General features: G+C 57.1%; 24 protein-coding genes. 15 read left to right on the forward strand and 9 right to left on the reverse strand.

What is annotated here, in order from left to right:
- The first annotated feature begins 13 nt into the window (after window positions 1-13).
- Together J2X72_RS05895 and J2X72_RS05900 are read left to right on the forward strand one after the other, a co-directional pair.
- Window positions 14-454 carry a VOC family protein gene (locus J2X72_RS05895; protein WP_112531313.1) on the forward strand — a complete coding sequence of 147 codons (441 nt, stop codon included), beginning with the start codon at window positions 14-16 and terminating at the stop codon, window positions 452-454.
- A gap of 126 nt (window positions 455-580) precedes the next feature.
- The gene (locus J2X72_RS05900) at window positions 581-2,113 is read left to right on the forward strand and encodes an acyl-CoA carboxylase subunit beta (protein WP_210004532.1); all 1,533 of its coding nucleotides are present in this window, start codon (window positions 581-583) and stop codon (window positions 2,111-2,113) included.
- Between the two features lie 522 nt (window positions 2,114-2,635).
- Here the strand turns inward: J2X72_RS05900 and J2X72_RS05905 are convergent.
- On the reverse strand, window positions 2,636-3,442 hold the full coding sequence (locus J2X72_RS05905; protein WP_310069628.1) for an alpha/beta hydrolase: 807 nt from the start codon (window positions 3,440-3,442) through the stop codon (window positions 2,636-2,638).
- Between the two features lie 14 nt (window positions 3,443-3,456).
- The gene (locus J2X72_RS05910; RefSeq protein WP_405044669.1) at window positions 3,457-4,662 is read right to left on the reverse strand and encodes an N-acetylmuramoyl-L-alanine amidase; all 1,206 of its coding nucleotides are present in this window, start codon (window positions 4,660-4,662) and stop codon (window positions 3,457-3,459) included.
- Between the two features lie 704 nt (window positions 4,663-5,366).
- Here J2X72_RS05910 and J2X72_RS05915 point away from each other — a divergent pair.
- From J2X72_RS05915 to J2X72_RS05950, 8 genes are all read left to right on the forward strand, one after another.
- Entirely contained in the window at window positions 5,367-8,282 is a 2,916-nt protein-coding gene (locus tag J2X72_RS05915; protein WP_310069632.1) for a ribonuclease E/G, read from the forward strand.
- A gap of 152 nt (window positions 8,283-8,434) precedes the next feature.
- Window positions 8,435-9,820: a M48 family metalloprotease gene (locus tag J2X72_RS05920; protein ID WP_310069635.1), complete on the forward strand. Its 1,386-nt coding sequence runs from the start codon at window positions 8,435-8,437 to the stop codon at window positions 9,818-9,820.
- Window positions 9,821-9,868: 48 nt separating this feature from the next.
- Window positions 9,869-10,666, forward strand: a complete 798-nt coding sequence (locus J2X72_RS05925; RefSeq protein ID WP_310069638.1) for a DsbA family protein — start codon at window positions 9,869-9,871, stop codon at window positions 10,664-10,666.
- A gap of 101 nt (window positions 10,667-10,767) precedes the next feature.
- A complete protein-coding gene (gene aroQ, locus J2X72_RS05930; protein WP_310069641.1) occupies window positions 10,768-11,211 on the forward strand; it encodes a type II 3-dehydroquinate dehydratase in 444 nt (147 codons plus the stop codon).
- 37 nt (window positions 11,212-11,248) lie between these two features.
- Window positions 11,249-11,716, forward strand: a complete 468-nt coding sequence (gene accB, locus J2X72_RS05935; RefSeq protein WP_310069643.1) for an acetyl-CoA carboxylase biotin carboxyl carrier protein — start codon at window positions 11,249-11,251, stop codon at window positions 11,714-11,716.
- A 10-nt stretch (window positions 11,717-11,726) separates the two neighbouring features.
- Entirely contained in the window at window positions 11,727-13,088 is a 1,362-nt protein-coding gene (accC, locus tag J2X72_RS05940; RefSeq protein ID WP_210004507.1) for an acetyl-CoA carboxylase biotin carboxylase subunit, read from the forward strand.
- 48 nt (window positions 13,089-13,136) lie between these two features.
- Complete coding sequence (gene aat, locus J2X72_RS05945) at window positions 13,137-13,706, forward strand: leucyl/phenylalanyl-tRNA--protein transferase (protein ID WP_310070973.1); 570 nt, start codon at window positions 13,137-13,139, stop codon at window positions 13,704-13,706.
- 138 nt (window positions 13,707-13,844) lie between these two features.
- A complete protein-coding gene (locus tag J2X72_RS05950) occupies window positions 13,845-14,258 on the forward strand; it encodes a VOC family protein (RefSeq protein ID WP_310069646.1) in 414 nt (137 codons plus the stop codon).
- A 20-nt stretch (window positions 14,259-14,278) separates the two neighbouring features.
- On the opposite strand, the gene J2X72_RS05955 is transcribed toward J2X72_RS05950, so the two are convergent.
- The 5 genes from J2X72_RS05955 to gatB all read right to left on the reverse strand — a co-directional run bounded on the left by J2X72_RS05955 (window position 14,279) and on the right by gatB (window position 17,769).
- A complete protein-coding gene (locus J2X72_RS05955) occupies window positions 14,279-14,725 on the reverse strand; it encodes a DUF2155 domain-containing protein (RefSeq protein WP_310069649.1) in 447 nt (148 codons plus the stop codon).
- A gap of 81 nt (window positions 14,726-14,806) precedes the next feature.
- Window positions 14,807-15,205 carry an NADH:ubiquinone oxidoreductase subunit NDUFA12 gene (locus J2X72_RS05960; protein ID WP_210004504.1) on the reverse strand — a complete coding sequence of 133 codons (399 nt, stop codon included), beginning with the start codon at window positions 15,203-15,205 and terminating at the stop codon, window positions 14,807-14,809.
- Window positions 15,206-15,277: 72 nt separating this feature from the next.
- Window positions 15,278-15,721 (reverse strand): GNAT family N-acetyltransferase, encoded by a 444-nt coding sequence (locus J2X72_RS05965; RefSeq protein WP_310070975.1) that lies wholly within the window; start codon window positions 15,719-15,721, stop codon window positions 15,278-15,280.
- Window positions 15,722-15,756: 35 nt separating this feature from the next.
- The gene (locus J2X72_RS05970; RefSeq protein ID WP_112531297.1) at window positions 15,757-16,266 is read right to left on the reverse strand and encodes a GNAT family N-acetyltransferase; all 510 of its coding nucleotides are present in this window, start codon (window positions 16,264-16,266) and stop codon (window positions 15,757-15,759) included.
- Complete coding sequence (gene gatB, locus J2X72_RS05975) at window positions 16,267-17,769, reverse strand: Asp-tRNA(Asn)/Glu-tRNA(Gln) amidotransferase subunit GatB (RefSeq protein WP_310069653.1); 1,503 nt, start codon at window positions 17,767-17,769, stop codon at window positions 16,267-16,269. It abuts the gene before it with no gap.
- 164 nt (window positions 17,770-17,933) lie between these two features.
- Between gatB and J2X72_RS05980 the strand changes: the two genes are divergently transcribed.
- The 5 genes from J2X72_RS05980 (at window position 17,934) to J2X72_RS06000 (ending at window position 23,358) form a co-directional block, all read left to right on the forward strand.
- A complete protein-coding gene (locus tag J2X72_RS05980; RefSeq protein ID WP_310069655.1) occupies window positions 17,934-18,611 on the forward strand; it encodes a FadR/GntR family transcriptional regulator in 678 nt (225 codons plus the stop codon).
- Complete coding sequence (locus J2X72_RS05985; protein ID WP_310069657.1) at window positions 18,608-19,894, forward strand: CynX/NimT family MFS transporter; 1,287 nt, start codon at window positions 18,608-18,610, stop codon at window positions 19,892-19,894. The genes J2X72_RS05980 and J2X72_RS05985 overlap by 4 nt, the downstream gene beginning before the upstream one ends.
- A 144-nt stretch (window positions 19,895-20,038) precedes the next feature.
- Entirely contained in the window at window positions 20,039-21,982 is a 1,944-nt protein-coding gene (locus J2X72_RS05990) for an elongation factor G (RefSeq protein ID WP_210004499.1), read from the forward strand.
- A 246-nt stretch (window positions 21,983-22,228) separates the two neighbouring features.
- Window positions 22,229-22,786 (forward strand): ankyrin repeat domain-containing protein, encoded by a 558-nt coding sequence (locus J2X72_RS05995; RefSeq protein ID WP_210004739.1) that lies wholly within the window; start codon window positions 22,229-22,231, stop codon window positions 22,784-22,786.
- 47 nt (window positions 22,787-22,833) lie between these two features.
- Complete coding sequence (locus J2X72_RS06000; protein WP_210004498.1) at window positions 22,834-23,358, forward strand: YHS domain-containing (seleno)protein; 525 nt, start codon at window positions 22,834-22,836, stop codon at window positions 23,356-23,358.
- A gap of 8 nt (window positions 23,359-23,366) precedes the next feature.
- Here J2X72_RS06000 and J2X72_RS06005 read toward each other — a convergent pair whose 3' ends face one another.
- Complete coding sequence (locus J2X72_RS06005) at window positions 23,367-25,580, reverse strand: adenylate/guanylate cyclase domain-containing protein (RefSeq protein ID WP_310069659.1); 2,214 nt, start codon at window positions 25,578-25,580, stop codon at window positions 23,367-23,369.
- Window positions 25,581-25,725: 145 nt separating this feature from the next.
- Window positions 25,726-26,346 (reverse strand): TetR/AcrR family transcriptional regulator, encoded by a 621-nt coding sequence (locus tag J2X72_RS06010; protein ID WP_310069663.1) that lies wholly within the window; start codon window positions 26,344-26,346, stop codon window positions 25,726-25,728.
- Window positions 26,347-26,401 lie beyond the last annotated feature (55 nt).

Below are 26,401 nucleotides of genomic sequence, written 5' to 3' on the forward strand. Positions count from 1 at the left end.
TCAAAGGCAAAAGATGCGCTATCTTCACACAATGGTCCGTGTCCGGGACATCGATGAGTCCCTGGATTTCTACTGCAATAAATTTGGCTTGGAGGAGGTTCGCCGCACCGAAAATGAGAAAGGGCGCTTTACCCTGATCTTTCTCGCAGCGTCGGAAGACAAGGCAAGATCGGCCGCGGAACGGGCTCCTGAGCTCGAGTTGACCTATAATTGGGACCCGGAGGAATACACCGGCGGGCGCAATTTCGGCCACCTTGCCTACGTCGTCGACAATATCTATGAGACGTGCCAAAACCTGGCGGACAAGGGCGTCGTGATCAACCGGCCGCCGCGCGATGGCAACATGGCCTTCATCCGCTCGCCGGATGGAATCTCGATCGAGCTTATCCAGAAGGGTCCCGCGCTACCGCAACAGGAGCCTTGGCTGTCGATGCCGAACACCGGCACCTGGTAAAATCTTAGCTCACGAATACAACTTAAACGCGTACCCGTGCACCGCTTGCGGCGTTCGGGTACGCCAGACAAACTCCTTCCCCGCGCTGCGCTCTCCTGTTATCAAACGACAAAAGAGGAGGACGCCATGAAGGATGTGCTGATCGAGCTGGAGCGCCGCAGGAACATTGCGCGCGAGGGCGGTGGCAAGGTGCGGATTGAAGCACAGCACAAGCGCGGCAAGCTCACAGCACGCGAACGCATCGATATTTTTCTCGACGAAGGCTCATTCGAGGAGTTCGACATGTTCGTCGAACACCGCTCGACCGATTTCGGCATGGAAGATACGAAATTTGCGGGCGACGGCGTCGTCACCGGATGGGGCACCATCAATGGCCGCACGGTCTTCGTCTTCGCCAAGGATTTCACGGTTTTCGGCGGATCACTTTCCGAGGCCCATGCGGAGAAGGTTCAAAAAATCCAGGACATGGCGCTGCGCAATCGTGCCCCGGTCATAGGTCTCTATGACGCCGGCGGCGCCCGTATTCAGGAAGGCGTGGCGGCTCTCGGCGGTTATGCGGAGATTTTCCAGCGCAACGTGCTCGCCTCCGGCGTCATCCCGCAAATCTCCGTCATCATGGGGCCTTGCGCTGGCGGCGACGTGTACTCGCCTGCCATGACCGACTTCATCTTCATGGTGCGCGACACGTCCTATATGTTCGTCACCGGCCCCGACGTGGTGAAGACCGTTACCAATGAAACGGTGACGGCGGAGCAGCTCGGAGGCGCATCTATCCACACGACCAAGTCCTCGATTGCCGATGGCGCCTACGACAATGACGTTGCCGCGCTCCTGCAGATGCGCCGCCTGATTGATTTCCTGCCTGCTTCCAATACGGCCGAAATTCCCACGGTCGAGTGCTATCAGTCGATTGACGAAATGGATTACTCATTGGATCGCCTGGTGCCGGACAATGCCAACAAGCCCTACGACATCAAGGAGCTGATCCGTAAAATCGTCGATGAGGCCGATTTCTTCGAGATCCAGGAGAATTTCGCACGAAACATCGTCATCGGATTTGGCCGGATCGAAGGCAGCACTGTCGGCATCGTCGGCAACCAACCCATGGTTCTTGCGGGTGTTCTCGACAGTGACGCCTCCCGCAAGGCAGCGCGCTTCGTACGCTTCTGCGATTGTTTCAACATTCCGATCGTGACCTTTGTCGACGTTCCAGGCTTTCTTCCGGGGACGGCACAGGAATATGGCGGCTTGATCAAGCACGGCGCCAAGTTGCTCTTTGCCTATGCCGAGGCCACCGTGCCGAAGATCACCCTGATTACCCGCAAAGCCTATGGCGGCGCCTATGACGTGATGGCGTCAAAGCATTTGCGCGGCGATATCAATTATGCCTGGCCCTCGGCCCAAATCGCGGTGATGGGCGCCAAGGGCGCGGTCGAAATTATCTATCGAAAGGATATTGGCGACGCGGAAAAGATCGCAGCGCATACAAAGCGCTACGAGGATCGTTTTCTTTCGCCATTTGTCGCTGCAGAGCGGGGTTATGTCGATGAGGTCATTATGCCCCATTCAACCCGCAAGCGGATTTCGAGGGCACTTCGCATGTTACGCAACAAGGATCTCCAAAATCCTTGGAAAAAGCACGATAATATTCCGCTCTGACAGTCTGGTATGTTCTGAATTGAACTATGGTTTCAGCGACGGAAGCTGAAACCACCATTGGATTCCCGCAAAATCTGGGAAATCGTCCGCTTGTCGCAAGGCTCGCTTAGCTTCTTGGTCGCCTTGACGATCGTCTTGGCAGTGGCCACTTGTGCCATCTTCAATACATTTGTTTCATTTGCTAATGATGTGTCTTTGGTTATTGTTATCATTCTTAGAACACCCTCTATTAAAGCCGCTCTTTACGCGAGCAATCCTTACCGCAATCGGATTTATATTCCGTTGCACTGCACACTATGTACGAGAACTAAACCGATTTAACAAATCACTATTTGTATCGGATTTTGACTTGCATTTGAATGAAACCAATGGATTGGTAAAAGGTTCCTTCACCAGTGCATAAAATAGCTATTCGTTTCAAATCGTCATGCTGCAGCGCAATACTTATGTTCCCGTATGTAAAAAACTTGCGTAAATTACTGCCGCGGTCTGGTTGAGTCATAATGCGAGCATTCTCGTTCTTCACGCCAGAACCTTGTCGAGGAAGGCCCGCATTATACTATTGAATTGCTCAGGTCTTTGCAGCGGTGCGAAATGGCTCACGCCAGGCAAGAGGAACAACTCCGCCCGCGGAATACTCCCAGCGAGATATTGGGCGTGTTCGAGCTTGATAAACTCATCATGCTCGCTTTGTACGATCGCGACAGGTAGATGGATGTCAGCCAAATCGCTCGCAGTATAGTTGGGCTCGGTTTTCATCATCAGGCCAACCGCATCAACAAACGCCATGAATTGATCCGGCGTGGCCGAAAGCTCGGCGTAATCCTTGGCGTGACGGCTGAAACATCGATCGATGACCGGGCTGGGTGTGATTTCCTTTGTGCCGCTGGGATCCATGTTGCAACCAAAGAAGAATACGCCAGCAATTCGTGCAGGAGCTTGCATGGCGAGGACAAGGGCTATGCACGCGCCGTCGCTCCAGCCTACAACGGCCGCCTTTTCGACGTGCAGTGCATCCATTACGGCCAGCACATCGGACGCCATCAACTCATAGGTAAACGGCCGCAAATCGCGCGTGCTGCGCCCATGACCCCGGCTGTCAATGAGGATCGCGCGACGGCCGGAGCCAACCACCATTGGAATTTGATAACCCCAATTGCCGCTATGGCCGAGGCCGCCATGCAGCAGGATTACGGGCGAACCGGCGCCGTAAGTGGCAAACCAGATCCGCGCGCCATCATGGTCCACGTAACCTTGATCGTTCGTGACCGGCAAGGGCGCGGCGCCATGCGCTGCGAAATTCTCGAGATCGTCGTCATTCGGCAGCATTGAAGAGACCTGACCTAGTTCAGCGCTCCGGCCGTCTTCATGGTGGCGAACTCGCCGACAGCGGAGGCAAGCCTCTCCGCAACATGGCTTCGCCACACTGGATCAAGCATGAGCTTCTCGTCCTCGGCGTTGGAAAGATAGCCAATCTCGACCAACACAGACGGCACATCCGGGGCGCGCAGCACCTGAAACCCCGCGAAACGATGCGGGTTGTTGATCATGTTCACGTCTTTCTTGAGTGATTTCACCACAGTTTTAGCAAAGCTGAGCGAGAATGTGTGGGTTTCACGCCGCGTCAGGTCCATGAGAATATCGGCGATTTCCGGTGTCTCGCTGTCGTAGGCGATGCCAGCCACCGCATCGGCACGGTTTTCGCGATCGGCCATGGCACGCGATTCCGCGTCCGACGCCTTGTCCGAAACAGTATAGACGGTAGCGCCCCGTATATTGCCGCGATTGATCGTATCCGCATGAATCGAAATGAAGAGGTTTGCCTCGTATTGGCGGGCGATACGAACCCGTTCGGTCAGGCGCAAAAAAGTGTCGTCACTACGGGTCATCTCGACCCGCAGACCCGGAAGCTTGGCAAGCTCATCGCGTAATTGCTGGGCAAACATCAATGTAACGTTCTTTTCCATGATGCCGCCCGCACTTTCCGCGCCACTGTCGATACCGCCGTGACCAGGATCGATGACGATAGTAAACGGTTTCGGCCCCTTGCTTGCCTCATCTGGCGCAGCGGATGCGAGCCGGTCGCCCTTAGGCGCGGCATTCGTCGAAGCAGTGGTCGCATTTTGTGTCTTCAAGGCTTCCGCAAATGCACGGTCCGACGAAGCGACGAAATCCGCCACCAGCCGGTAACCAGGACTAGTGTCATTCTTGATGACGTTGAGCTGCTCGACCACAAACGGCCCCTTGAGTGTAAAGATGAGGCGCGAACGCTGATCGTCGATCAATCCGTAGCGCACATCTGTTATCAGCCCGCGCGGCTCCACAGATTTCTTGTCAAAGGCAAAAACCGCTTTTGGAATGTCGATTGCCAGCCGGTGCGGCTGATCTAGCAGCATTGTCGACACATCAGGTTCGCGGTCGAAGTTGATGACGACGCGCGTACGCAGCTCGTCTCCGGCGGCTTGATAGGTCAATGCGGCCAGCTCACCTGCTGCATGAGAAGGCTCGCCTGCCTGCACAAAGACAAGAAGGCCAAATACGGCAGCCATGAATATCCGACAGATCACGCTCATCTCGCTTGGCCCGCCGATGGACAGGCTTCCCCTCTCCATCGTTGTATCAGACATGGCACACATTGGAACCCTGCCAATGACACACTATGTATAAGCAGTAGGTATGGAAGCATGGTTAATATTATCTTATGCGGTCCCGGTGCATGATGCGCGGATGACACGATTATGAAGAAGGCCTTGTCATAACGCGGCGCACCTCCTAAAAGCAAAGGTGGGTTACTTTTCTGCCGTCCAGAATCGGGCTCTTTGATGTCACGGTAAATGACCGGCTGACAACGAAGACAGGGCTTGGAGCGGCATCGGCGAATTCGCTGGGGGTAACCAAAAAAGAATTTAGCGCGAGCCGACAGGGATTGTCGGCAACGCTTTTTGTGAACGGCAGATCGCGCAGCCAAGGCGCATCGAGCCAGCCCTCTCGGGGGTATTAACAGTGTCGGCACAGCTGAGAAGCGTGCCATTCGTAGAGGTCGTTTCGTCAGGAACAGGAATGTTTAATACAGACGTGAATATAACCGGCTTGCAAGCCGCGGCTGCCCGAGGGCAACTCCGCGTGTCGCCGTGTCTGTCTGTTTCTGCGAACTTTAATATATCCGGCAAACGTGAAGACGCGGCGCCAGAAACCTTGAAGGTTTCCTGGCTGTCTCGCGTTGGCAGCGTTTCGGCCGGGGAGAAGAAGTATAATGTCGGACAAAATGCTAATAGACGCCTCCCACCAGGAGGAAACACGGGTTGTCGTGGTTCGCGGCAATCGAATTGAAGAATTTGACTTTGAATCTGAACATAAGAAGCAAATCAAAGGCAATATCTATCTGGCGCGGGTAACGCGTGTAGAACCTTCCCTTCAGGCTGCATTCGTCGAGTATGGCGGTAATCGTCATGGCTTTCTCGCTTTCAGCGAAATTCACCCTGATTACTATCAGATCCCGGTCGCCGATCGGCAGGCCCTCATCGATGCCGAGGCGGAAGCCGCGAGCCAGGATGAAGATCACGAGGAAAATGCCAGCGAACAGCGCAGTCGTGATCGCAATGATCGCGGGACGCGCAATCGCCGTCGCGGGCGCCGTGGTCCACGGCAGGAAGACGACGCACCCAAGCTCGACGCCTCCGACGAAGACGGCGCCACTTCCGATGACGAGGGCGAAACCTCTGCACAGGCCGCTTCGCCCGAATCAAGCGACGACGACTCCACACCTGAAGGTGATAGCCAGACGATGGCCGCTGCCATTGAAGCGGATGTGATCTCGGAAGCCGTCAATACCGGCGCTGCGGACGAAGCTGCAGCAAGCGACAGTGAAAGGCCGGTATCTGATGATGCCGGCGAAGGCAATTCGAGGAGATCGCGGAGTCGCTCGAACGAGGACAAAGATGAGGTCCACGACGAACTCGATGAAGTCGAATCGGTCGGCGCCGAAGATGCGATGGAAGAAGTTCCGACGCATCAGCGGTTCCAGCGCCGTCAGTACAATATTCAGGACGTCATCAAGCGCCGTCAGATCCTGCTCGTTCAGGTCGTCAAGGAAGAACGCGGCAACAAGGGTGCAGCTCTCACGACCTATCTCTCGCTCGCGGGCCGGTACTCTGTCTTGATGCCGAACACCGCACGTGGCGGCGGTATTTCGCGCAAGATCACCAGCATCCAGGATCGCAAGCGCCTGAAGGACATCGTCAAGGATCTTGAAGTGCCGAAAGGCATGGGCGTGATCCTGCGCACCGCTGGTGCCATGCGCACCAAGCCGGAAGTCAAGCGCGACTACGAATATCTGATGCGGCTGTGGGAGAATGTCCGCAGCCTCACACTTGCATCGTCTGCACCCACTCTCGTTTATGAGGAAGGCAGCCTGATCAAGCGTTCGATCCGCGATCTTTACAACAAGGACATCACCGAGATCGCCGTTGCCGGTGAAGAAGGCTATCGCGAGGCCAAGGACTTTATGCGCATGCTCATGCCGAGCCACGCGAAAGTCGTTCAACCCTACCGCGAACTGACGCCGATCTTTGCGCGCAACGGCATCGAGGCACAACTCGATCGCATGCTGCAGCCGCAAGTGACGTTGAAGTCGGGCGGCTATATCATCATCAACCAGACCGAGGCGTTGGTCGCGATAGACGTCAACTCTGGACGCTCGACACGCGAACACTCCATTGAAGACACCGCGTTGCAGACAAATCTTGAAGCAGCGGATGAAATCGCGCGTCAGCTGCGTCTGCGCGATCTAGCCGGCCTGATTGTCATCGACTTCATCGATATGGAAGAAAACCGCAACAACCGGGCGGTTGAAAAGCGGATGAAGGATTGTCTGAAAGATGATCGTGCCCGCATCCAGGTCGGCCGCATCTCCCATTTCGGCCTGCTTGAAATGTCGCGTCAGCGCATCCGTGCCAGCGTTCTCGAATCAACGACCCAGGTTTGCGCCGTTTGCGGTGGCACGGGACATGTACGCTCCGCCTCCTCCGTCGCGTTGCACGTCATGCGCTCGATCGAGGAGTATCTGCTACGTCATTCGCAGAACAACATCATCGTTCGCACGACCGTCGCGACCGCACTCTATGTTCTTAACCACAAGCGCCAGAATCTCGCCGATCTCGAAGCGCGTTTTGGCCTGACCATCAGCATTGAAGCCGATGATAGCGTTGGCGCCCAGCACTTCGCCATCGACAAGGGCTCGATAGCCCTTGGCCCGATCGTTCCGTTGACCGAGACACCAACTCTCGGCATCGCCGATGATTTCGACGAAAGCGATCCGGTCATCGAAGATGCGGATGATGATGGCGCCGAAGTGCAAACCGGCGATACCGCACGGAGCGCTGACAATGACGACGCGTCGCGCAAACGCAAGCGCAAGCGGCGGCGGCGCGGCGGTCGCGATCGCCAGGAATCGGCCGGTGCCGAGCATGGCCAGCAGGCCATCAGCGATGACGATGACGCCGACCAGCCAGCGGTTGAAGGCGAAGATGCGGCTGCAACCAAAGCACGCGAGGAAGAAAACGAACGGCGCAAGAAGCGCCGCCGGGGTCGTCGCGGCGGGCGCAAGAACAAGCGCTTCGACGATGGTGACGATGCCGAAAATCGCGTAACGGCCAAGACGGTGCCGGATGCCGAGCCCGTATTCGTGTCGATCCCATTGCCCGACTTCTTCAAGCCGAAGACGATCGAAGCGATCGCGGATGCAGCTGAAGCTGCTTCGGAACCAGTGACGGCTGAGGTGCTTGCTGCCCAAGAGCCCGTGGCAATCGAGGAAATCCTAGCAAAGAAGCCGGTAAAACGCAGATCACGCTCCAAGGCGGCAATCGAAGCAGCCGAGATCGCCGTTGCTGAAGTTCTGGCCGAAGCGGAACCCGAAGCCCCTGTAAAGCCGAAACGCGCTCCGCGTAAATCGGCGAAAAAGGCTGATGCGCCCGTTGTAGCAGAAGCTCCGGAGCCAACCGCCGCAGTTGAACCGGTGGAGGCAAAGGAGCCCGCAGTGGAGCCTGCACCGGCACCCGCGCCCAAAGTGGTTGAGGTCAGCACACCTGTCGTCACATCGACAGGCAAAGAGAAGAAATCCGAAAGCGAGCCGGCCAAAAAAGGCTGGTGGCAGAAAAAAGGCTTCTTTTGAAAAGCGCTGAACTGTAAGTGATTTGAAAAACCGGCACACGTGCCGGTTTTTCTTTGGTGGGCCTTAGGGCTTTTCACAATTCAAGGAGTTCTAATAAGCTCACTTTCCTTCAAACATCGATTTCGGTACGAATAGATATGGCAGCGTTTCAAATGACTGGTTTATTTCGACCAATAGCAAATTTTGCACGTGGTGCGATTGCTGCGGCCGCCGCAAGCGCGCTGTGCTTGGCACAAACCGCCATCGCGACTGCCCAATCATCATCCGTACCTATTGTTCGCGATGCGGAAATCGAGGCGCTGGTCACCGACTATGCGACGCCGATAATCAAAACAGCAGGACTTTCCAGAAACGCGATCAGGATAGTTCTGGTCAATAACAACAGCTTCAATGCATTCGTCGACGGCAGGCGCATCTTCATCAATACGGGTGCCCTGCTCCAAGCGCAGACGCCCAATGAAATCATCGGCGTTCTTGCGCATGAAACGGGTCACCTGGCTGGCGGTCACGAATTCAAACTGCGCGAACAATTGGCCGCCGCCAAGACCATGGCCGTCGTTACAAGTCTGCTTGGTATCGGCGCGGTCGTCGGCGGAGCTGCCGGCGGTGCCAACGGTCTGTCTAAAGCGGGTATGGGCGTCGCCATGGCTGGTCCCGAAGCCGCCATGCGTAACCTACTCAACTATCAACGCTCCGAAGAAATGGCCGCTGACCGTTCCGCCATTACTTATCTCGCAAACACCGGACAATCCGCCAAAGGCATGCTCACGACGTTCGAGCGCTTTTCCAATGCGCTCGCGTTGACGGGAACCAGCGTCGACCCATACCGCATCAGCCATCCGATGCCACGGGAACGTATTGCAAACCTTGAGGTTTTGGCCCGCGCAAGTCCGTATTACGACAAGCTTGACAGTCCGGCACTGCAGCAACGTCATGATATGATGCGAGGCAAGATTGCGGCCTATACTGGCGGTGGTGCAAGCGTGTTGCAGACCTTCCGCAAGGATCCGCGCAATATCGGAGCGCGCTACGGCGATGCCGTCGCGACCTATCTCAACGGCTCCTCCCAGTCCGCGCTTTCAAAGATCGATGTGTTGATCAAGGAACAACCGAAGAACCCCTATTTCCAGGAGATCCGGGGCGAGATCCTGTTGAAGCAGAACAAGGCGAGCGACGCGGCGAATGCTTTTCAGAAGGCAAATGCGCTCGATCCGCGCAAATCCAGTTTGATCCGCATGAGCTATGGGCGGGCTCTCATGCTGTCGGGTACGCCGGATAATCTCAAGGCCTCCATAAAGGAAATCAAGGCCGGAATTGCCAGCGATCGCGAATATCCATCGGGTTATGGCTATTTGGCCCAGGCTTATGCCCAGACGGGCGACATGGTCAGGTCCGATCTCGCCAGTGCAGAGCAGAAATATTATTCAGGCAAGATCCAGGACGCACAAATCTTTGCCATTCGTGCACAGCGCGGCTTGAAAAACGGCACGCCCGAGTGGATACAGGCTCAAGATATCATCAATGCAAAGCGCAAGTGAGACGCGGCAACACGCGTTCCGGCAGAATTTGAAAAAGGACAGTTCATCATGACAAAAGTCGCTCTGATCGGTGCCGCCGCCGGCATTGTTGGCGTTGCCGCCCTCGCTCTGGGCTATCAGGCCGGACGGTCTGATGTCGTTGTTGCCAGCCCTGCGCCGGAAATGTCGTCGACCACCGCCTCCGCGACCGACAGAGCTGAGATCGAAGGGATTGTGCGGAATTATCTGATCAATAATCCTGAGGTCATGATCGAGGTCCAGACGGCTCTCAATGCCAAGCAGGAAGCCGCGCAGAAGGAAGCTTCGACCGAGGTCATCAGCGAAAACCAGGACAAGATCTTTCACTCGCCGATGGATGCGGTTTTCGGCAATCCGAAAGGCGATGTCACGATCGTCGAGTTCTTCGACTATAATTGCGGCTATTGCAAAAAAGCTCTGCCGGACATGGATGCTCTCTTGAAAAGTGATCCAAACCTGCGCTTCGTGATGAAGGAATTCCCCATTCTTGGTGCGGATTCCACGCGCGCGCATATCGTCGCCAAGGCGTTCAAAGCGCTCATGCCGGACAAATATCTCGAGTTCCACCGTGATCTCCTCGGTGGCGAAGGACGCGCAACCGAAGCCTCGGCGATCGCCATTGCGGTCAAGCTGGGCGCAAACGAAGCTCAAATCCGCGAGAAAATGCTCTCTCCCGAAGTCACGAAGGCTTTCAATGAAAACTTCGAACTGGCAAACAGCTTGAGCATTACCGGAACCCCCTCCTACGTCGTGGGCAATGAAGTCGTGCCCGGCGCACTTGGTGCGGATGTCCTTGCTGAAAAGATCAGCCATATTCGCAACAAATAGCCTGAATATTTACTTTTGCTTGGCAAAACCCTTTGTGGACAAGCAATAAGGGTGCTTTGCGGGCTTTTCGCTTGGCGATAAGCCGTCTATATGGGACCACCATGAAACAGCAGATCTTTATCCTCAACGGCCCGAACCTGAATATGCTTGGTAAGCGTGAGCCGGGAATATACGGCGCCGCGACGTTGAGCGATATCGAAGGTTTGTGCCGGGCCGAAGGTGAAAATCTGGGCGTCGACGTCGTGTTTCGCCAGTCCAATCACGAAGGTGATCTGGTGAGCTGGATTCAGGAGGCAGGCGAGCAGAAGGCATTGGTGTTGATCAATCCCGCCGCCTACACGCATACATCCATCGCATTGCATGATGCCATCCGCGCTGCCGCCGTCACGCTGGTGGAGGTTCATCTTTCCAACATTCACGCGCGCGAGTCATTTCGCCATCACTCCTACGTTTCCCCTTTGGCTAAAGGGGTGATATGTGGCTTCGGGGTCGATGGCTACGTGATGGGCCTGCGCGCACTCGTCAAGCTGGCAGCGTCGCAATAGCGTACCGCCAAAACAGGTATAAGGGGCTTGAAAAAGCATGGCTAACAGAACCACCGGGATCGATAAGGTCATGATCCGCGATCTCGCGGAAATCCTGAATGACACCGACCTCACGGATATTGAGATCGAGCAGGGCGACCTTCGCATTCGCGTATCGCGGCAGATAACGGTGCAGGCTGCAGCTCCCGTCTATGCCCAAGCTCCGGCGGGCGGGGCTCCCGCTCCGGCGGCAACGGTTGTTCCGGTCGCATCTGCCGTCGCGGATCCCTCGAAGAATGCCGTTCCTTCACCGATGGTCGGAACCGTGTATCTTTCCCCCGCGCCTGGTGCCCGCGCCTTTATCGAGGTCGGAACACAGGTCAAGGAAGGCCAGACGCTTCTGATCATCGAAGCCATGAAAACGATGAACCAGATACCGTCTCCACGTTCTGGTACGGTTACCGCTATCCTCGTCACAGACAGCCAACCCGTCGAATATGGTGAGTTTCTGGTTGTGATCGAGTAGCGAGAGCGTAATGTTTCAGAAAATACTCATAGCCAATCGCGGCGAGATTGCCCTGCGCATCCTGCGCGCCTGCAAGGAGCTCGGCATCCAGACCGTTGCGGTCCACTCAACTGCCGACGCCGATGCCATGCATGTGCGGCTTGCCGACGAAAGTGTCTGCATCGGTCCGCCTCCTTCCCGCGATAGCTATCTGAACATCCATCAGATCGTTGCGGCCTGCGAAATCACCGGCGCTGATGCGATCCATCCAGGTTACGGATTCCTGTCGGAGAACGCCAAGTTCGCCGAAATCCTCGAAGCGCACAACATTACCTTCATTGGCCCGACTGCCGCGCATATCCGCATCATGGGCGACAAGATCGAGGCCAAGCGCACTGCGAAGCGGCTCGGCATTCCGGTTGTCCCGGGTTCCGACGGCGGCGTGACTGACGATAAGGAAGCAGCGCGCATCTGTGCCGAAATCGGTTACCCGGTCATCATCAAGGCCTCGGCCGGCGGCGGGGGTCGCGGCATGAAGGTCGCGATGAACGAAGACGAGCTGTCGGTCGCCCTGTCAACCGCCCGCACCGAGGCGGGCGCAGCCTTCGGCGACGATGCTGTCTATATCGAAAAATATCTCCAGCAGCCGCGCCACATTGAAGTTCAGGTCATGGGCGATGGCTTCGGCAAAGCCGTCCATCTCGGTGAACGCGATTGTTCGCTGCAGCGCCGGCACCAGAAGGTCTGGGAAGAAGCCAACTCGCCTGCCCTCAATTCCGATGAGCGCGAGCGTATCGGGATGATCTGCGCCAACGCCATGGCCGACATGGGTTATCGCGGCGCAGGCACCATCGAATTCCTTTACGAGAATGGCGAGTTCTATTTCATCGAAATGAACACCCGCCTCCAGGTCGAACATCCCGTAACCGAGGCGATAACCGGCATCGATCTTGTGCACGAGCAGATCCGCGTTGCCTCGGGCGGCGGACTATCGGTAACGCAGGAGGATATTCGCTTCTCCGGTCATGCCATCGAATGCCGCATCAATGCAGAAGATCCGCGCACGTTTACGCCGTCGCCGGGTACGATCACCCACTGGCATACGCCGGGAGGCCTTGGCATTCGCGTCGATTCAGGCGTCTATACCGGCTACAAGATCCCGCCCTATTATGACAGCCTCATCGGCAAGCTCATCGTTCACGGCCGTAACCGCGTCGAATGCATGATGCGCCTGCGCCGGGCGCTCGACGAGTTCGTTGTCGACGGTATCAAGACCACGCTGCCGCTGTTTCAGGATCTGATCAATAATCCTGACATTGCCAATGGGGATTATGATATCCATTGGCTGGAACATTATCTGGCTGGTGACGCAGCAGACGCTGCAGAAGAATAAGGTATGACGGGTAAGAACCCGCAAGAAGCATACAGAATAGACCCCGAATTGTTGCTGCGCGCCTATGCAACCGGGGTTTTTCCCATGGCCGAAGAGGCAGACAATCCGGAAATCTTCTGGGTGCGTCCGGAAAAGCGCGGGGTCCTCCCCTTCGAGAATTTCCACGTCTCGCGCAGCCTGCGCAAGACGGTGCGCCAGGGCCGCTTCGACATTCGCTACGATAACGATTTCGCCGGCGTTATTGCCGGCTGCGCCAGCGGCAGCGGCGAACGCGCCCGCACATGGATCAATCGCCCGATCCGCGAAGCCTATGGCAGGCTGTTCGATCTTGGCTATTGCCACACGGTTGAAGCCTGGCGCGATGGTAAACTTGTCGGCGGCCTTTACGGCATCGCGCTGGGATCAGCATTTTTCGGTGAAAGCATGTTCTCACGCGAGCGGGATGCATCGAAAGTCTGCCTCGTCCATCTGGTCAGCCGTCTGATTGAAAAAAATTTTACGCTGCTCGATACGCAGTTCACCACCAATCATCTGGAAACCTTTGGCGCCGTCGAGGTGCCCCGGCGTCAATACCAGAAGATGCTGGAAAATGCCTTGGCACAGCCGGCTGAATTCTAAAAACCGTCGCATATCCGGTTGTATGCTCCTTTGTCGGAACCCGGCCGATGTCCGAAACATTCCTGAGAAGAATGTCGGGGAGCTGCCATTCCGTTCGTCCTTGAAACGGAACAACCCAAAGCCACAAGGAGAACTATCGTGAAACTCAATGCTTATTTGAACTTCAACGGTCAATGTGAGGAAGCTTTCAAATTTTACGAGAAAGTGCTGGGCGGAAAGATCGAGTTCATGGTCCGCTATGACGAGATGCCCGAAGGCAACTCATCGGCGCCGGAACTGGCCAAAAACATCATGCATGTCAGCATGAAAGTCGGGGATTCGATGCTGATGGGATCAGATGCACCGCCGCCCTATTTTCAGAAGGCACAGGGCATGACCGTGAGCATCAACACGGATAAACCCGAAGAAGCAGACCGTGTGTTCGCCGAACTTTCTGAAGGCGCGACCAGCATCATGATGCCGATTGGCGAAACATCTTGGGCTCAGCGCTTTGCCATGTTCGTCGATCGCTACGGCACACCCTGGATGATCAACTGCCCGAAGCCGATGTAGGCTATCAGCTTGGGGAATAGTTAATTCTGGGTTCCGCCCGTCTGGGCGGCATCCGGGGCTGGAACGTCCGACTTCTGTTTGCAGGCCTTCAGCCATACATCGTACACCGGGTGCTCGACCGCATTCAGGCCGGGGCTATCGGCAAACATCCAGCCGGAAAAGATCTTGCGGATTTTGCGATCCAGCGTGATCTCGTCCACTTCGACAAATGTATCTGTCTTCGGCGCCTCCGTATCGGGACGCGTGTAGCAGACATGCGGCGTCAATTGCAGCGCCCCGAATTGCACGGTCTCGTTGATGTAGACGTCGAAGGTGGTGATTCGTCCGGTGATCTTGTCGAGACCGGAAAAGACGGCAATCGGATTCGAAATCTTGTCGGCCGACTGGGCCGATGCGCCGGACACAGCACCGCATAGACCAGCAATGATCAGCCCGACGGCAAGAGAGCGAAATTTCCGACTGATCATGTCATTTCCGGTTAAGCGCGCACAAGAGGATTTCGATTCCAGCCTGTCGATAAAGAGCAAATGTGGCAGAAGAAGATCCGACTAGGCGCCCGGTGTCCAGGCATCGTAATCGCCGGTCACGGTCGGCCGGTTATCCCCATGCGCAATCGAGCCCTGCGGTCGATAGGCAGCGGCAGAACCGGTAAGATTCGCCTGATGATTCTTTTCCCAAGGATATGGTTTATAGTTTTCCTGCGAAGGCGCAGTGTCAACCTTGTGGTGTATCCAGCCATGCCAGCCGGCAGGGATAGCCGAAGCTTCGGCATAGCCGTTGTAGATTACCCAGCGTCGCTTGCGCCCTTCCGAATCGAAGGTGCCCTCGTAATAGACGTTGCCGAACTGATCTTCGCCAACTTTCGTGCCTTTGCGCCATGTGAAGAAGCGGGTACCGAGTGTCGGTCCATTCCACCACGTGAAAAACTGGGTCATGAAGGTCTTCATAGCAATCCTGCCTGGAATGTCGCCATTGGCAACTCATCGGTTTATGGCCGTATCATTGCTCGATAGCAAGGGTCAAGTTGACGCTGGAGCCAAGCGCATTTTGAATCCCGCGTGGCTCTTCTCGAAACCAAGGCGCTCGTAGAAACGGTGCGCGTCCTGGCGCTTGGCGTTCGATGTCAGTTGCACGAGAGCAATGTCCCGATCGCGCGCAACATCGAGACAATGCTGGATCAACTTCGCGCCAATTCCCTTGCCGCGCATGTTGGCTCGTGTTTGCACCGCTTCGATAGCCATGCGCTTCGTTCCCCGGCCCGTGAGCGACGTAATGAAGGTCACTTGTGCGGTGGCAACCACCTCATCCCTGAGAACGCCGACGAAGAGCAGATCGTTTGGACTGGCTTCGATCGCGGCAAAGGCACTTTCATAAAGTGGCAACGCCGAGGAATCGGTTGTGTCGCCGTGACCACCGATTGCATCGTCGGCAAACAGCGCGATCACCGCTCGCAGGTCATCCATCGTTGCCTGCCGGAACGTCACATCAACTTCTGTTGTCACGGCGCGAGCTCAAATCCAGTCAGGGATTTCTCCAGCACGACCACGGAAATACCGGAATTCGGCTCGCCCCAGTTTTCGATCCGGTTGTTGGTACGCTCGAATCCCCTGCTTTCATAAAAGCTCAGAGCCCTTTGATTCGATTCGATAACTTCGAGCTGCAGCGCGTAGACACCGGGAAAGGCACTCTCCATCTCCGCCAGCAGCAACGAACCCACACCCTTCTTCTGATGTTCCGGATGCACATAGAGCTGGTTGAGGATCGAAAGCTTGTGATCCTTCTGAGACGCATAGGCCATTCCCATGATATCGGCGCCATCATCGGCGATGATGAATTCCGAATAGGGTTTTGCCAACTGCTTCTTCAACGCATCGAGGGAATGATAGCGATCCGTGATCGCCTTCACTTTTTCAACGCCGTAAACATCGTCATAGGTCGCGTGCCAGGTCAGGGCGAGCATGTCGCGCACCGCATCCAGATCTTCCTTCGTTGCGCTGCGAACCCACATCTATTCGGTTATCCCGAGTTTTGCCTTGACCATGTCGCTGAGAACCTGCGGATTGGCCTTGCCACCTGTCGATTTCATCACCTGTCCGACAAACCAGCCGGCAAGGCTTGGCTTTGCCTTGGCCTGCTCCACCTTGTCCGGGTTGGCGGCGATGACATCATCGATGGCTTTTTCGATCGCGCCGGTATCCGTGACCTGCTTCATGCCCCGGCTTTCCACGAGTTCGCGGGGATCGCCACCTTCATTCCAGACGATCTCGAAAAGATCCTTGGCGATCTTGCCGGAAATCGTCCCTTCCTTGATCAGATCGATCACCGCGCCGAGCTGCGCCGGCGACACAGGCGATTCCTCTATTCCCTTGCCAGCCTTGTTCAGTGCCCCGAGCAGATCATTGATCACCCAGTTGGCGGAAAGCTTGCCATCGCGGCCCTTGGCAACAGCCTCGTAGTAATCGGCAATGGCTTTTTCCGTCACCAGAATAGATGCGTCATAGACGGAAAGCCCCAGCTCCGAGACGAGGCGCGCCTTCTTGTCGTCCGGCAGTTCCGGCAGGTCGGCCTTCAGTTCTTCGACATAGGACTGCTCGAATTCGAGCGGCAGGAGATCTGGATCAGGAAAATAGCGATAGTCATGCGCCTCTTCCTTGGAGCGCATCGAACGTGTCTCGCCCTTTACCGGATCGAAAAGCCGCGTTTCCTGATCGATGGAGCCGCCATCTTCAAGGACGGCGATCTGGCGGCGCGCCTCATATTCAATGGCTTGGCCGACAAAGCGGATCGAGTTTACGTTTTTGATCTCGCAGCGTGTGCCGAATTCACCGCCGGGCTTGCGCACCGAAACGTTGACGTCGGCGCGCATTGAGCCTTCATCCATATTGCCATCACAGGTGCCGAGGTAACGCACAATGGTGCGCAGCTTGGTGAGATAAGCTTTCGCTTCATCGGAGGAGCGCATGTCTGGCTTGGAGACAATCTCCATCAGCGCCACGCCGGACCGGTTCAGATCCACATAGGACATCGTCGGATTCTGATCGTGCAGCGATTTGCCGGCATCCTGTTCCAGATGCAGACGCTCGATGCCGATTTCGATATCTTCGAACTCGCCCTTTTTATCTGGGCCGACCGAGATGATCATCTTGCCTTCGCCGACGATAGGCTGCTTGAACTGGGATATCTGGTAACCCTGCGGCAGGTCGGGATAGAAATAGTTCTTGCGGTCGAAAACCGACTTCAGGTTGATCTGCGCCTTAAGCCCGAGCCCTGTACGGATCGCCTGACGCACGCACCATTCGTTGATGACCGGCAGCATTCCCGGCATGGCGGCATCGACCAGCGAGACATTCTCGTTCGGTTCAGCGCCGAAAGTGGTCGATGCACCGGAAAACAATTTCGAATTGGAGGTGACCTGCGCATGGACTTCCATGCCGACGACAATCTCCCAATCGCCTGTGGCACCTGAAACAAAACGCTTGGGTTCCGGCGTACGCGTATCAACGAGGGTCATGCTGGTGTGTAATTCCTGGCTAAAAATTTGTCCTTATTGGCTAGTGCAATCTGCCGCATGAGGCAAGTCTTTCGCGCCTCAGGCGGCCGATATGTCGATGAATTGACAGAGGGGGAAGTCGGGAGTACTCATTAAGTCATCAGATGACTTTAGGAATTATACCGATGCAGCCCGCCATACGTACCAATCTTGCGGACACCGCGATCCAAAATATTCGTGCTGAAATCACCGCCAGCCGCTGGCAGATCGGGGAGCGCATCCCCAATGAAGCGACGCTTGCCGACATGTTGGGCGTCAGTCGGGGTACCGTGCGGGAAGCTGTTCGCGTCCTTGTTTCCCAGAACATCCTTGAAACCAGGCAGGGCTCCGGCACCTATGTCCGCTCGGTGATCGATGCGGAGGACCGTCTGCTCCGAATCCGGCGAACCGGGCTCCGCGATCAGGTCGAGACGCGTTGTGCGCTGGAAGTAGAGGCCGCGCGCCTTGCGGCAACGCGACATACACCGGGGATCATCGCCGAACTTCGGCAAATGCTTAGCGATCGCGGCGAGTACAATTCCGCCGATCATGATCGCTATGTCGAACAAGACCTTGCATTTCACAAGGCGGTCGTCGCCGCTTCGGGAAATAAAGCACTGATCGAGGTCTATGAGTTCTTCTCGACTTCGACCCAGGAAATCATCAAGGCAACGGTGACCGGCGAACTCCCCGAGCCTGACATGGCTGCCCATTCCGCGATCATCGATGCCATCGCCTCGGGCGATCCGGAGAAAGCAACTCTCACCACCCGGGCTTTCATGGCTCCCATTCTTCTTGAACTCGATCGGCTTCTCGCATCATGAATCAGCATATATCTGCCAGGTCCGGACCACAGGATATCGCCAGCGAGCAATTGATCGATGCAGAAGCCGACAGCGTTCCACAGCCCAGGCCTCCGGTTTTTGCAAGTCGCGCGGCACAGATCGTCACGGGGTTGAGCCTCGTCCTCATCGCCTTCAATCTCCGTCCGGTCTTTTCCAGTGCGTCTGCGCTCTTGCCTGAGATCATTGAAGAGACGGGGCTGTCCTCGTTCGGCGCCGGCGTTCTGATAACCCTGCCCGTCGTCTGCCTTGGCGTCTTCGCCCCGCTCGCGCCAAGGCTGGCACAGCGCATCGGCGCGGAACGAACGCTGCTGGCCGTGCTGCTGCTTCTTGCATTGGGTACCGCGTTGCGTGGCTTTGGCTCGCTGCCATTGCTATTCTTCGGGACGGCCCTTGCCGGCTCCTGTATCGCCGTGGGCAATGTTCTGCTTCCGGGTCTTGTGAAGCGCGACTTCGCCTCGAGAACCGGCATGATGACCGGCCTTTACACGATGGCGCTCTGTGCAGGAGCAGCAAGTGCAGCTGGTCTCACCCTGCCCTTGCAGCGCATGCTCGGCGGTTCCTGGTCCTTGGCGCTTGGTGCATGGGCGATACCGGCGATACTCGTCGCGGTGATCTGGTTCCCGCATGCCTTCCTCAGGAAGGTCCGCACGAAACATGCCGGCTTCAGAGTTGAAGGGCTCTGGCGCGATCGACTTGCCTGGCAGGTCACCTTGTTCATGGGACTGCAATCGGCTTTGGCTTACTGCGTCTTCGGCTGGCTGTCGCCGATCCTGCGCGAGCGCGGGCTCGACGGAGTTACAGCGGGCGTCGTGGTTTCCGTGTCGGTTATGGCGCAGGTTCTTGCCTGCCTCCTCGTTCCGTCGATCGCAGTGCGCTGCAGGGACCAGCGGTTCATCAATGTTGCGCTCGTCGCGCTTGCGGTCACCGGCCTGCTCGGTTTTCTGTTCGCACCACTGTCAACGGTCTGGCTGTGGGCTTTCATCCAGGGCATTGGTCAAGGCGGCCTGATCGCCATTGCCATGACTATTATCGTTTTGCGATCACCGAATGCACATGTGGCGTCGCATCTTTCCGGCATGGCGCAATGCATCGGCTATATGCTCGCCGCTACCGGTCCGCTTCTGGTCGGCCTTATTCATAGCCTCACCGGGAGCTTCGCGGTTACAGCTGGGCTATTCGTCCTTCTCGGGCTTGGAGCGGCAATGTTCGGTTGGGGCGCCGGGCGCTCGATCCACGTTGGCGCGAAAACAATCGAGCTTTGACTTAGGCGAGGAGAAGCGTGAAGGGCGGGGACTTCCCCCCGGCATGCCATTTCGACCAGATTAGCAGGTCCTGACCCTAGCGCTTTGCGCCAGTCTGGGGCATCCTACCAGTGGAGATTGTTGTTCGTGGCAGGGAGGAACGCCATGCGCTGCTTTACGGTACTCGGTCCTTCGCAGGCCGGGAAATCCACGCTCGTGGAGAAACTGTCCGCACTGGAAGGTGCATCGAAAAAATCCATCTCTCCATACGGACTGGGCCTGACGGAATTCGAGTTCGGAAACGAAGCATGGTGCGCGCTGGATGCGCCCGGATCGGGCGAGGCTCTGGCCCACGCCCAGCATGCGCTTTTGGCCAGTGATGCTTGCATCCTGTGTGTGTCACCAAACCCCGAGGAAGCGGTTCTTGCGGCTCCCTATCTGCGGGTGATCGAAGCTTCGGGAACACCGTGCATCGTGTTCGTGAACCGGATGGACGAACCTAGGGGGCGGCTCAGAGACGTCATCGCCTCGCTTCAGGATTTTGCCAGCCACACGTTGCTCCTGCGGCAGATCCCCATCCGCGAGGGCGACAAGATCGTCGGCAGCTGCGACCTTATTTCGGAGCGTGCCTGGCGCTACCGCGAGGGCCAGACGTCGGCCCTTGTTGAAATTCCCGCCGATGTCGTGGAGCGCGAACACGAAGCGCGTGCCGAACTTCTCGAATCTCTTTCTGAATTCGACGACTGGCTGCTCGAGGAACTCATCGAAGACCGCGAGCCAGCCAGCGATGCCATTTATGCCATCTCTTCGCGCGTTCTGCGGGAAAATCGGATCATTCCCGTTCTTGTCGGGGCCGCCAGCCATAGCAATGGCATCATGCGCCTGATGAAGGCCCTGCGTCACGAAGCGCCGCAGAACGATGTCCTTCGCGCGCGCCTTGCAGCGGCCGCCAACATAAAGGAGGCGGCGTTGGTCGGCGTGAGCTTTCACGCCTACCACCGCCAGAATGTCGGCAAGACGGTGCTTGTCCGTGCTCTCGGTGATGGTCTCAAGCAAGGGTCCCTGCTTGGCGGGTCCCGTTTGGGACCAGTTCAGGATCCTGGAACCGGCAAACCTGTTCCAGCGGCGATACTCCCGGGCGACGTTTTCGCCACTGTCAAATCCGACCATTTGCCGGTTCCGTCGTTGCTGACAGCTGACGCCGCCGTCGCATCGCCGGCATGGACAACGCCGCCCACCCCGATGCTGGAACGCATACTGGTGCCCGACAGCGAACGGGACGAAACCAAGCTCTCCGAAACGCTGGCAAAGCTCGCAGAGACCGATCACGGCCTCAAGGTCACGCAGGAGGAAGGGACCGGCGCCCAGCTGATTTGCGTTCAGGGACCGGTGCATTTGCGCGACCTCTGCAAGACCCTGGCGGAAGTCTTTCATGTCAACGTGACCGACCGGCAACCAAGCCCTGTCTACCGCGAGACGATTTCGAAAACATCCGATGTTCACTATCGGCACCGCAAGCAGACCGGCGGTGCCGGACAGTTCGCCGATGTGAAGCTGAGCATCCACCCGAATGAACGCGGCGAAGGCTTCAGCTTCGACGAAACGGTGAAGGGTGGTGCCGTTCCGCGCAATTTCATTCCCGCAGTCGAGGCAGGAGCTCGCGAAGCGATGGAAAAGGGCCCACTGGGTCTGCGGGTCATCGATGTCGGCGTGACGCTGACCGACGGCCAGCACCATTCAGTCGATAGTTCCGAATTCGCATTCCGGGCAGCGGGGAAAATGGGGGTGCGGGACGCGCTCGCCCAAGCATCCGCCGTGCTGATGCAGCCAATCTTCCGTGTGGAGATCCACATCCCCTCCATTTATTCCGGCAGTCTCGTACCCATCGTCTCTTCCTTCAAAGGCCAGGTGCTTGGCTTCGACCGCGATGAATCCGCCAAGGGATGGGATGTGTTCCGCGCGCTCATTCCCGGCAGCGCGCTCGACGAGCTGGCGCGCTCGCTGCGCTCCGCTACACAGGGCATCGGCACATTTTCGAAGAATTTCGATCATTTCGAAGAACTTTATGGGAAAGAGGCCGATGCTATCATCAGCGCCCACGCAAGTTAAATACGAGATTCGCGATCGTTGCGAGGCGGAAACGGTGGTTTCCGAGAAGCGTATTTATAGTGGGTAAGCACCGTATCGCAGAAAAATACCGCTCGCAGACCGTCAAGGCGTGAATATCGATGCCTTCTAATCCCTAGGGGTTAATTCCGGTATACGCCATAATGTGATATTTTCCCGCGTTCCGCTCATGGATGCTGAGACGGGGGACGTTCGTTGAACTTTTTTTGCATTGCATTTGTCGGGGGAATGTTGGGGGTCTCGTCCGTGCTGGCGGGGCCACTGCATGACGCCGCGAAAAATGGCGATGTCGCGACCGTCAAACAATTGCTGGATCAGGGCGCGGACATTGCACAACCGGACGATGCCGGCGAGCCGGTTCTGCTTATCGCATCGCTCGCCGGAAAGCGGGACGTGGTGGCTATTTTGCTCGAACGCGGTTCGAACATCGAAATCCGCAACAAAGGCGGGCTGACGGCGTTGCACGCTGCTGCCTATGGCGGAAATCTCGATACGGTAAAGTTGCTGGTCGAGAAGGGCGCGGCGGTCAATGACGAAAAGAACTTCTATCACATGACACCTCTGCATGCGGCAGCCGAAGAAGGTCATGCCGATGTGGTAGCGTACCTCTTGGCCAACAAGGCTGAAGTCGAACCAAAAGAACGTAACGGTTATACGCCCCTCACCCAGGCTGGTTGGCGGGAACATTGGGATGCGGCTGCCCTGCTGATGAAGGCGGGCGCTGAATGCCAGAAGGCCGATCTGGTTGGCCAATGGCTTTTTACCGAGTGCACCAAGCGCAAATGACGGCTGGTCGCCGGTAATGCCGCACCGGAACTAAGGGAGAAACTGAAATGCTGGAACATCGCTTGAAACGCAGGTTTCAAATTGCTGCATCTATGGCTGCGGCCGTGATGCTGCTCTCGTTCACGCCGCCGGCCGGGGCCGAAGAACTCGTCAACACCGGCTATTTTGGCGACGTGGCGATCAAGGGCTATGACCCGGTCGCCTATTTCACGCAAAACCAGGCCGTTCAGGGATCAGACAAGTATTCATACCGCTGGCTTGGCGCGACTTGGCAGTTCGCCAGCGCAGAAAATCGCGATCTGTTCATCGCAGAACCTGCAAAATATGCGCCGCAATATGGCGGCTATTGCGCAGACGGCGTTTCGTTCGGGACGGTCACGACCAATGTCGACCCGAAAGCCTGGCGGATCATCGAGGGCAAACTGTACATAAGCTATGATCCGGGAGCAGCGGATGGATTTGAAAAGAACCCGAGCAAGCTCACCGACTCCCGCAAGCACTGGTCCGATGTGGAGCACACGCTCGTTGCGGAGAAATTGCAGACGGATTGGCAGAAGGCCCCCGCCAACTGACGGAAATCTCAGGGGGTAATGGAAAAATACATCAATGCGCGCGGCGTGACATGAACATATTTCGCGTCGCGCTGCTCTGGCGCCGTGTTGCGGTAGACATAGCCGCATACCATCCGATCCAGGAAATAGCCCCCGAACCGCTCGCATAGCCGGTTGCCGCGAACTTCGATCAAGCCGGTAATATTCGTGTTGGCGCTGCGGTATGCGGTGTTTCCCGCCGTGTCGAAATACTGGATGAATTCGGTGCCGTTCTTGTGCTTGCCTATCCAGGTTTTGTTATTGACCATCGCGCTCAATTCCGCCTCGCCGACCTGGTCGGCCGGATTGGCTTCAAAGCCGAATGGCCATTCAGGCACCCCGGCGGCGCGCAGCCCGTTCAGATGATGACGCAGATCGTCTTCGCGCCAATAATCATAGAGATAGCCGTAATATGTCAGATTGCTGTCTGGAAACAGTTCCAGCAATTTACCCGTTTCCCGGGATGCAAGCGACTGGTCGCCGCGATCCACATAGGCAGCGGCGAGATATTCACGAGCGGGCTCCGCTTTGGGAAGGGCATCGCGCGCAGTCTCCATCAAAGGAACCGCCCGTCCGCTGTCGCGCGCGATGTAAAATACAATGCCGGCAAGCAACTGAAGGCTGGGCGGTGGCGTGGGATCGAGCCGCAGCGCCTTTCCAATCTCGGTCACCGCCTGGGCGCGGCTGCCGGTTTGTGCCAGGATAAGCGCCAGATTACCGACGATCTCCGCGTCGTTCGGCTGTGCAGCCACCGCCCGGCTGGCCGAATCCCTCGCCTCCACCTCCCGCCCGTCGACCAGCTGCAGAAGCGCGAGCACCGTATGCGCACGAGCGTTGTTCGGGTCGAGCTTCAGAGCCTGACCCGCTGCGTCGTAGGCAATCTTTCGCGCCACTGCGGCAGACCAGAGATAATTGTAATCGTTGCGCCAGACATCCACGGCCACGCGGGCGATCCCGGCATGGGCATTGGCAAAATTCGGATCGAGATCGAGTGCCTTCTGGTAATAGGACAAAGTTCGCCGGTAGGTCTCGACGTCACTGTAATAGAAACCCTCCTGCTCGGCTCGAAGATAGTAATCATAGGCCTCGAGATTCTCGGTGGGTATTCGCGCCAGCTGGTCACGCTCGCCTTCGCTCAGCTTGACTTCAAGCGCAGAAATGATCTTGCCGATGACGTCGTCCTGAACCGCAAAAAGGTCGGCATATTGGCGATCATAGCGCTCGGCCCACAACGAGAGACCGGTCAGCGCATCGATCAGCTTGACATTGATCCGCAGCCGGGAATCCGCGCGCTGCAGAGTTCCCTCAAGAACATAATGAACGCCGAGTTCGGCAGCCACATCCTGAATCTTTCCAACCGTATCCTGGATAGCGAACACCGAATGACGTGCGATCACGAACAGGCCAGAGACCTTCGAGAGCTCGGTGATGAGATCGTCTGTCAGTCCCGCCGCAAGGTGGTCATGATCCGTGTCACCGCTCACATTGATGAAAGGCAGGACCGCCACCGACGGCTTGTCCGGCAGTGGGTAGGCAAATCGCTCGACGAGTGACGCAGGCTGGAAGAGCTGCGCAGGTCTCCACCACAGCAATCCTGCGCCGAGCAGCGTCAAAACAAGGACTGCGACAGCCGGCACGCGCCACCCACGCAAGCGTCTGCGCGCGCCGACTGTCTTGCCCGCTCCGGCAGGGTCGAGCACAACGCGATAGACCCGGATCGGCTCGGCGATGCTCTTGACTCTTTGCTCGCCGAGCGAGACGTAGCCGACCGGAAGTTTCGATTTCACCTGGTCATAGGTCGTTCCGGAAATCGCAATGCCACCCGGTTCCGCGAGCGCCTGTATCCGGTCGGCAATATTGACGCCGTCGCCGTGAATATCCTCGCCCTCGACCATGATGTCCCCGAGATTGACACCAATGCGAAAAACCAGACGCTTTTCCTGGGGAGCGGCAGCATTGCGTTCAGCCTTTTCGCGCTGCACCTCGACGGCACAACGCAATGCGGCGACCACGCTTTGGAACTCGACCAGAAGACCGTCCCCCATCGTCTTGACCAGCCGTCCATTATACTCGGCGATCCTTGGCTCGAAGACTTTGCTGAGGTCATCCTGAAAACGGGCGCGCGTTCCCTCCTCGTCGATCTGGCTCAAACGGCTGTAACCGACGACATCAGCGATCAGTACGGCTGCAAGACGGCGCTCCATGCCTGGCCCCCGAGTGCAATTCCAGGAAAAGTGAAGCGGTTTTCCGTCCGGAATTGCGTAGAAACAAAGGAGCACGACGGCTCCAGCCATATCTTATAGCAGGTCAGGTGGCGATACCATTGCGGCGGCAAGGGTTCTTGCCATCTCACCCCTCCATCATCTCTCGCAGCACCATGCGCTTGAAATGCTCGACCAGCGCATCGCCGTCCTGGCGCTCAACCGAGATCGCTATGCGCATCGTCGCCTCGCCGAGCTGCATGATGAGAAAGCTCGACGTCTCCAGTTCGTCGCGGCTCGCATAGGGATCGACCCGCGCCCGCGCCGCCGCCAGCACCGCGCCATTGATACGGCTGTCGGCAAGGCTGATATCGCGTAGCGCCTTGTCCGCCTGCGTCCCCGACCAGATGTCACGCATCACCGGCTCGGCGAGGAACATTGCGTAATAGACATCGATCAATTCGCCGAACGCCAGCCGCAAGCCTTCCCGGTCCCGCACATCTTGCAGCCCTTCCGCGATACATCGCTGGCCAAGCACATTGTAGCGCTCCGCCAGCGTGCGGATAATCGCGCCCTTATCGGGAAAATACTGGTAGAGCGAACCGATCGAAATCCCCGCCATCTCCGCCACGTCGCTCATGCGCATGGCGTCGCTGCCGCTCTGCTCGATCAACGTCGAGGCGCAGCTTAATATCCGCTCCACCCGCTCGCGGCTGCGTTTTTGTGTCGGCTCGCGCCGTACGCCCTCGATTGGCCAAATATCATTCATGAGTATTCCTCACATTTTTCTTGACTTCTATAATATGAGGATTTATCACATTTGC

This window comes from Phyllobacterium sp. 1468 (assembly GCF_031455525.1).
Lineage (GTDB): Bacteria > Pseudomonadota > Alphaproteobacteria > Rhizobiales > Rhizobiaceae > Phyllobacterium.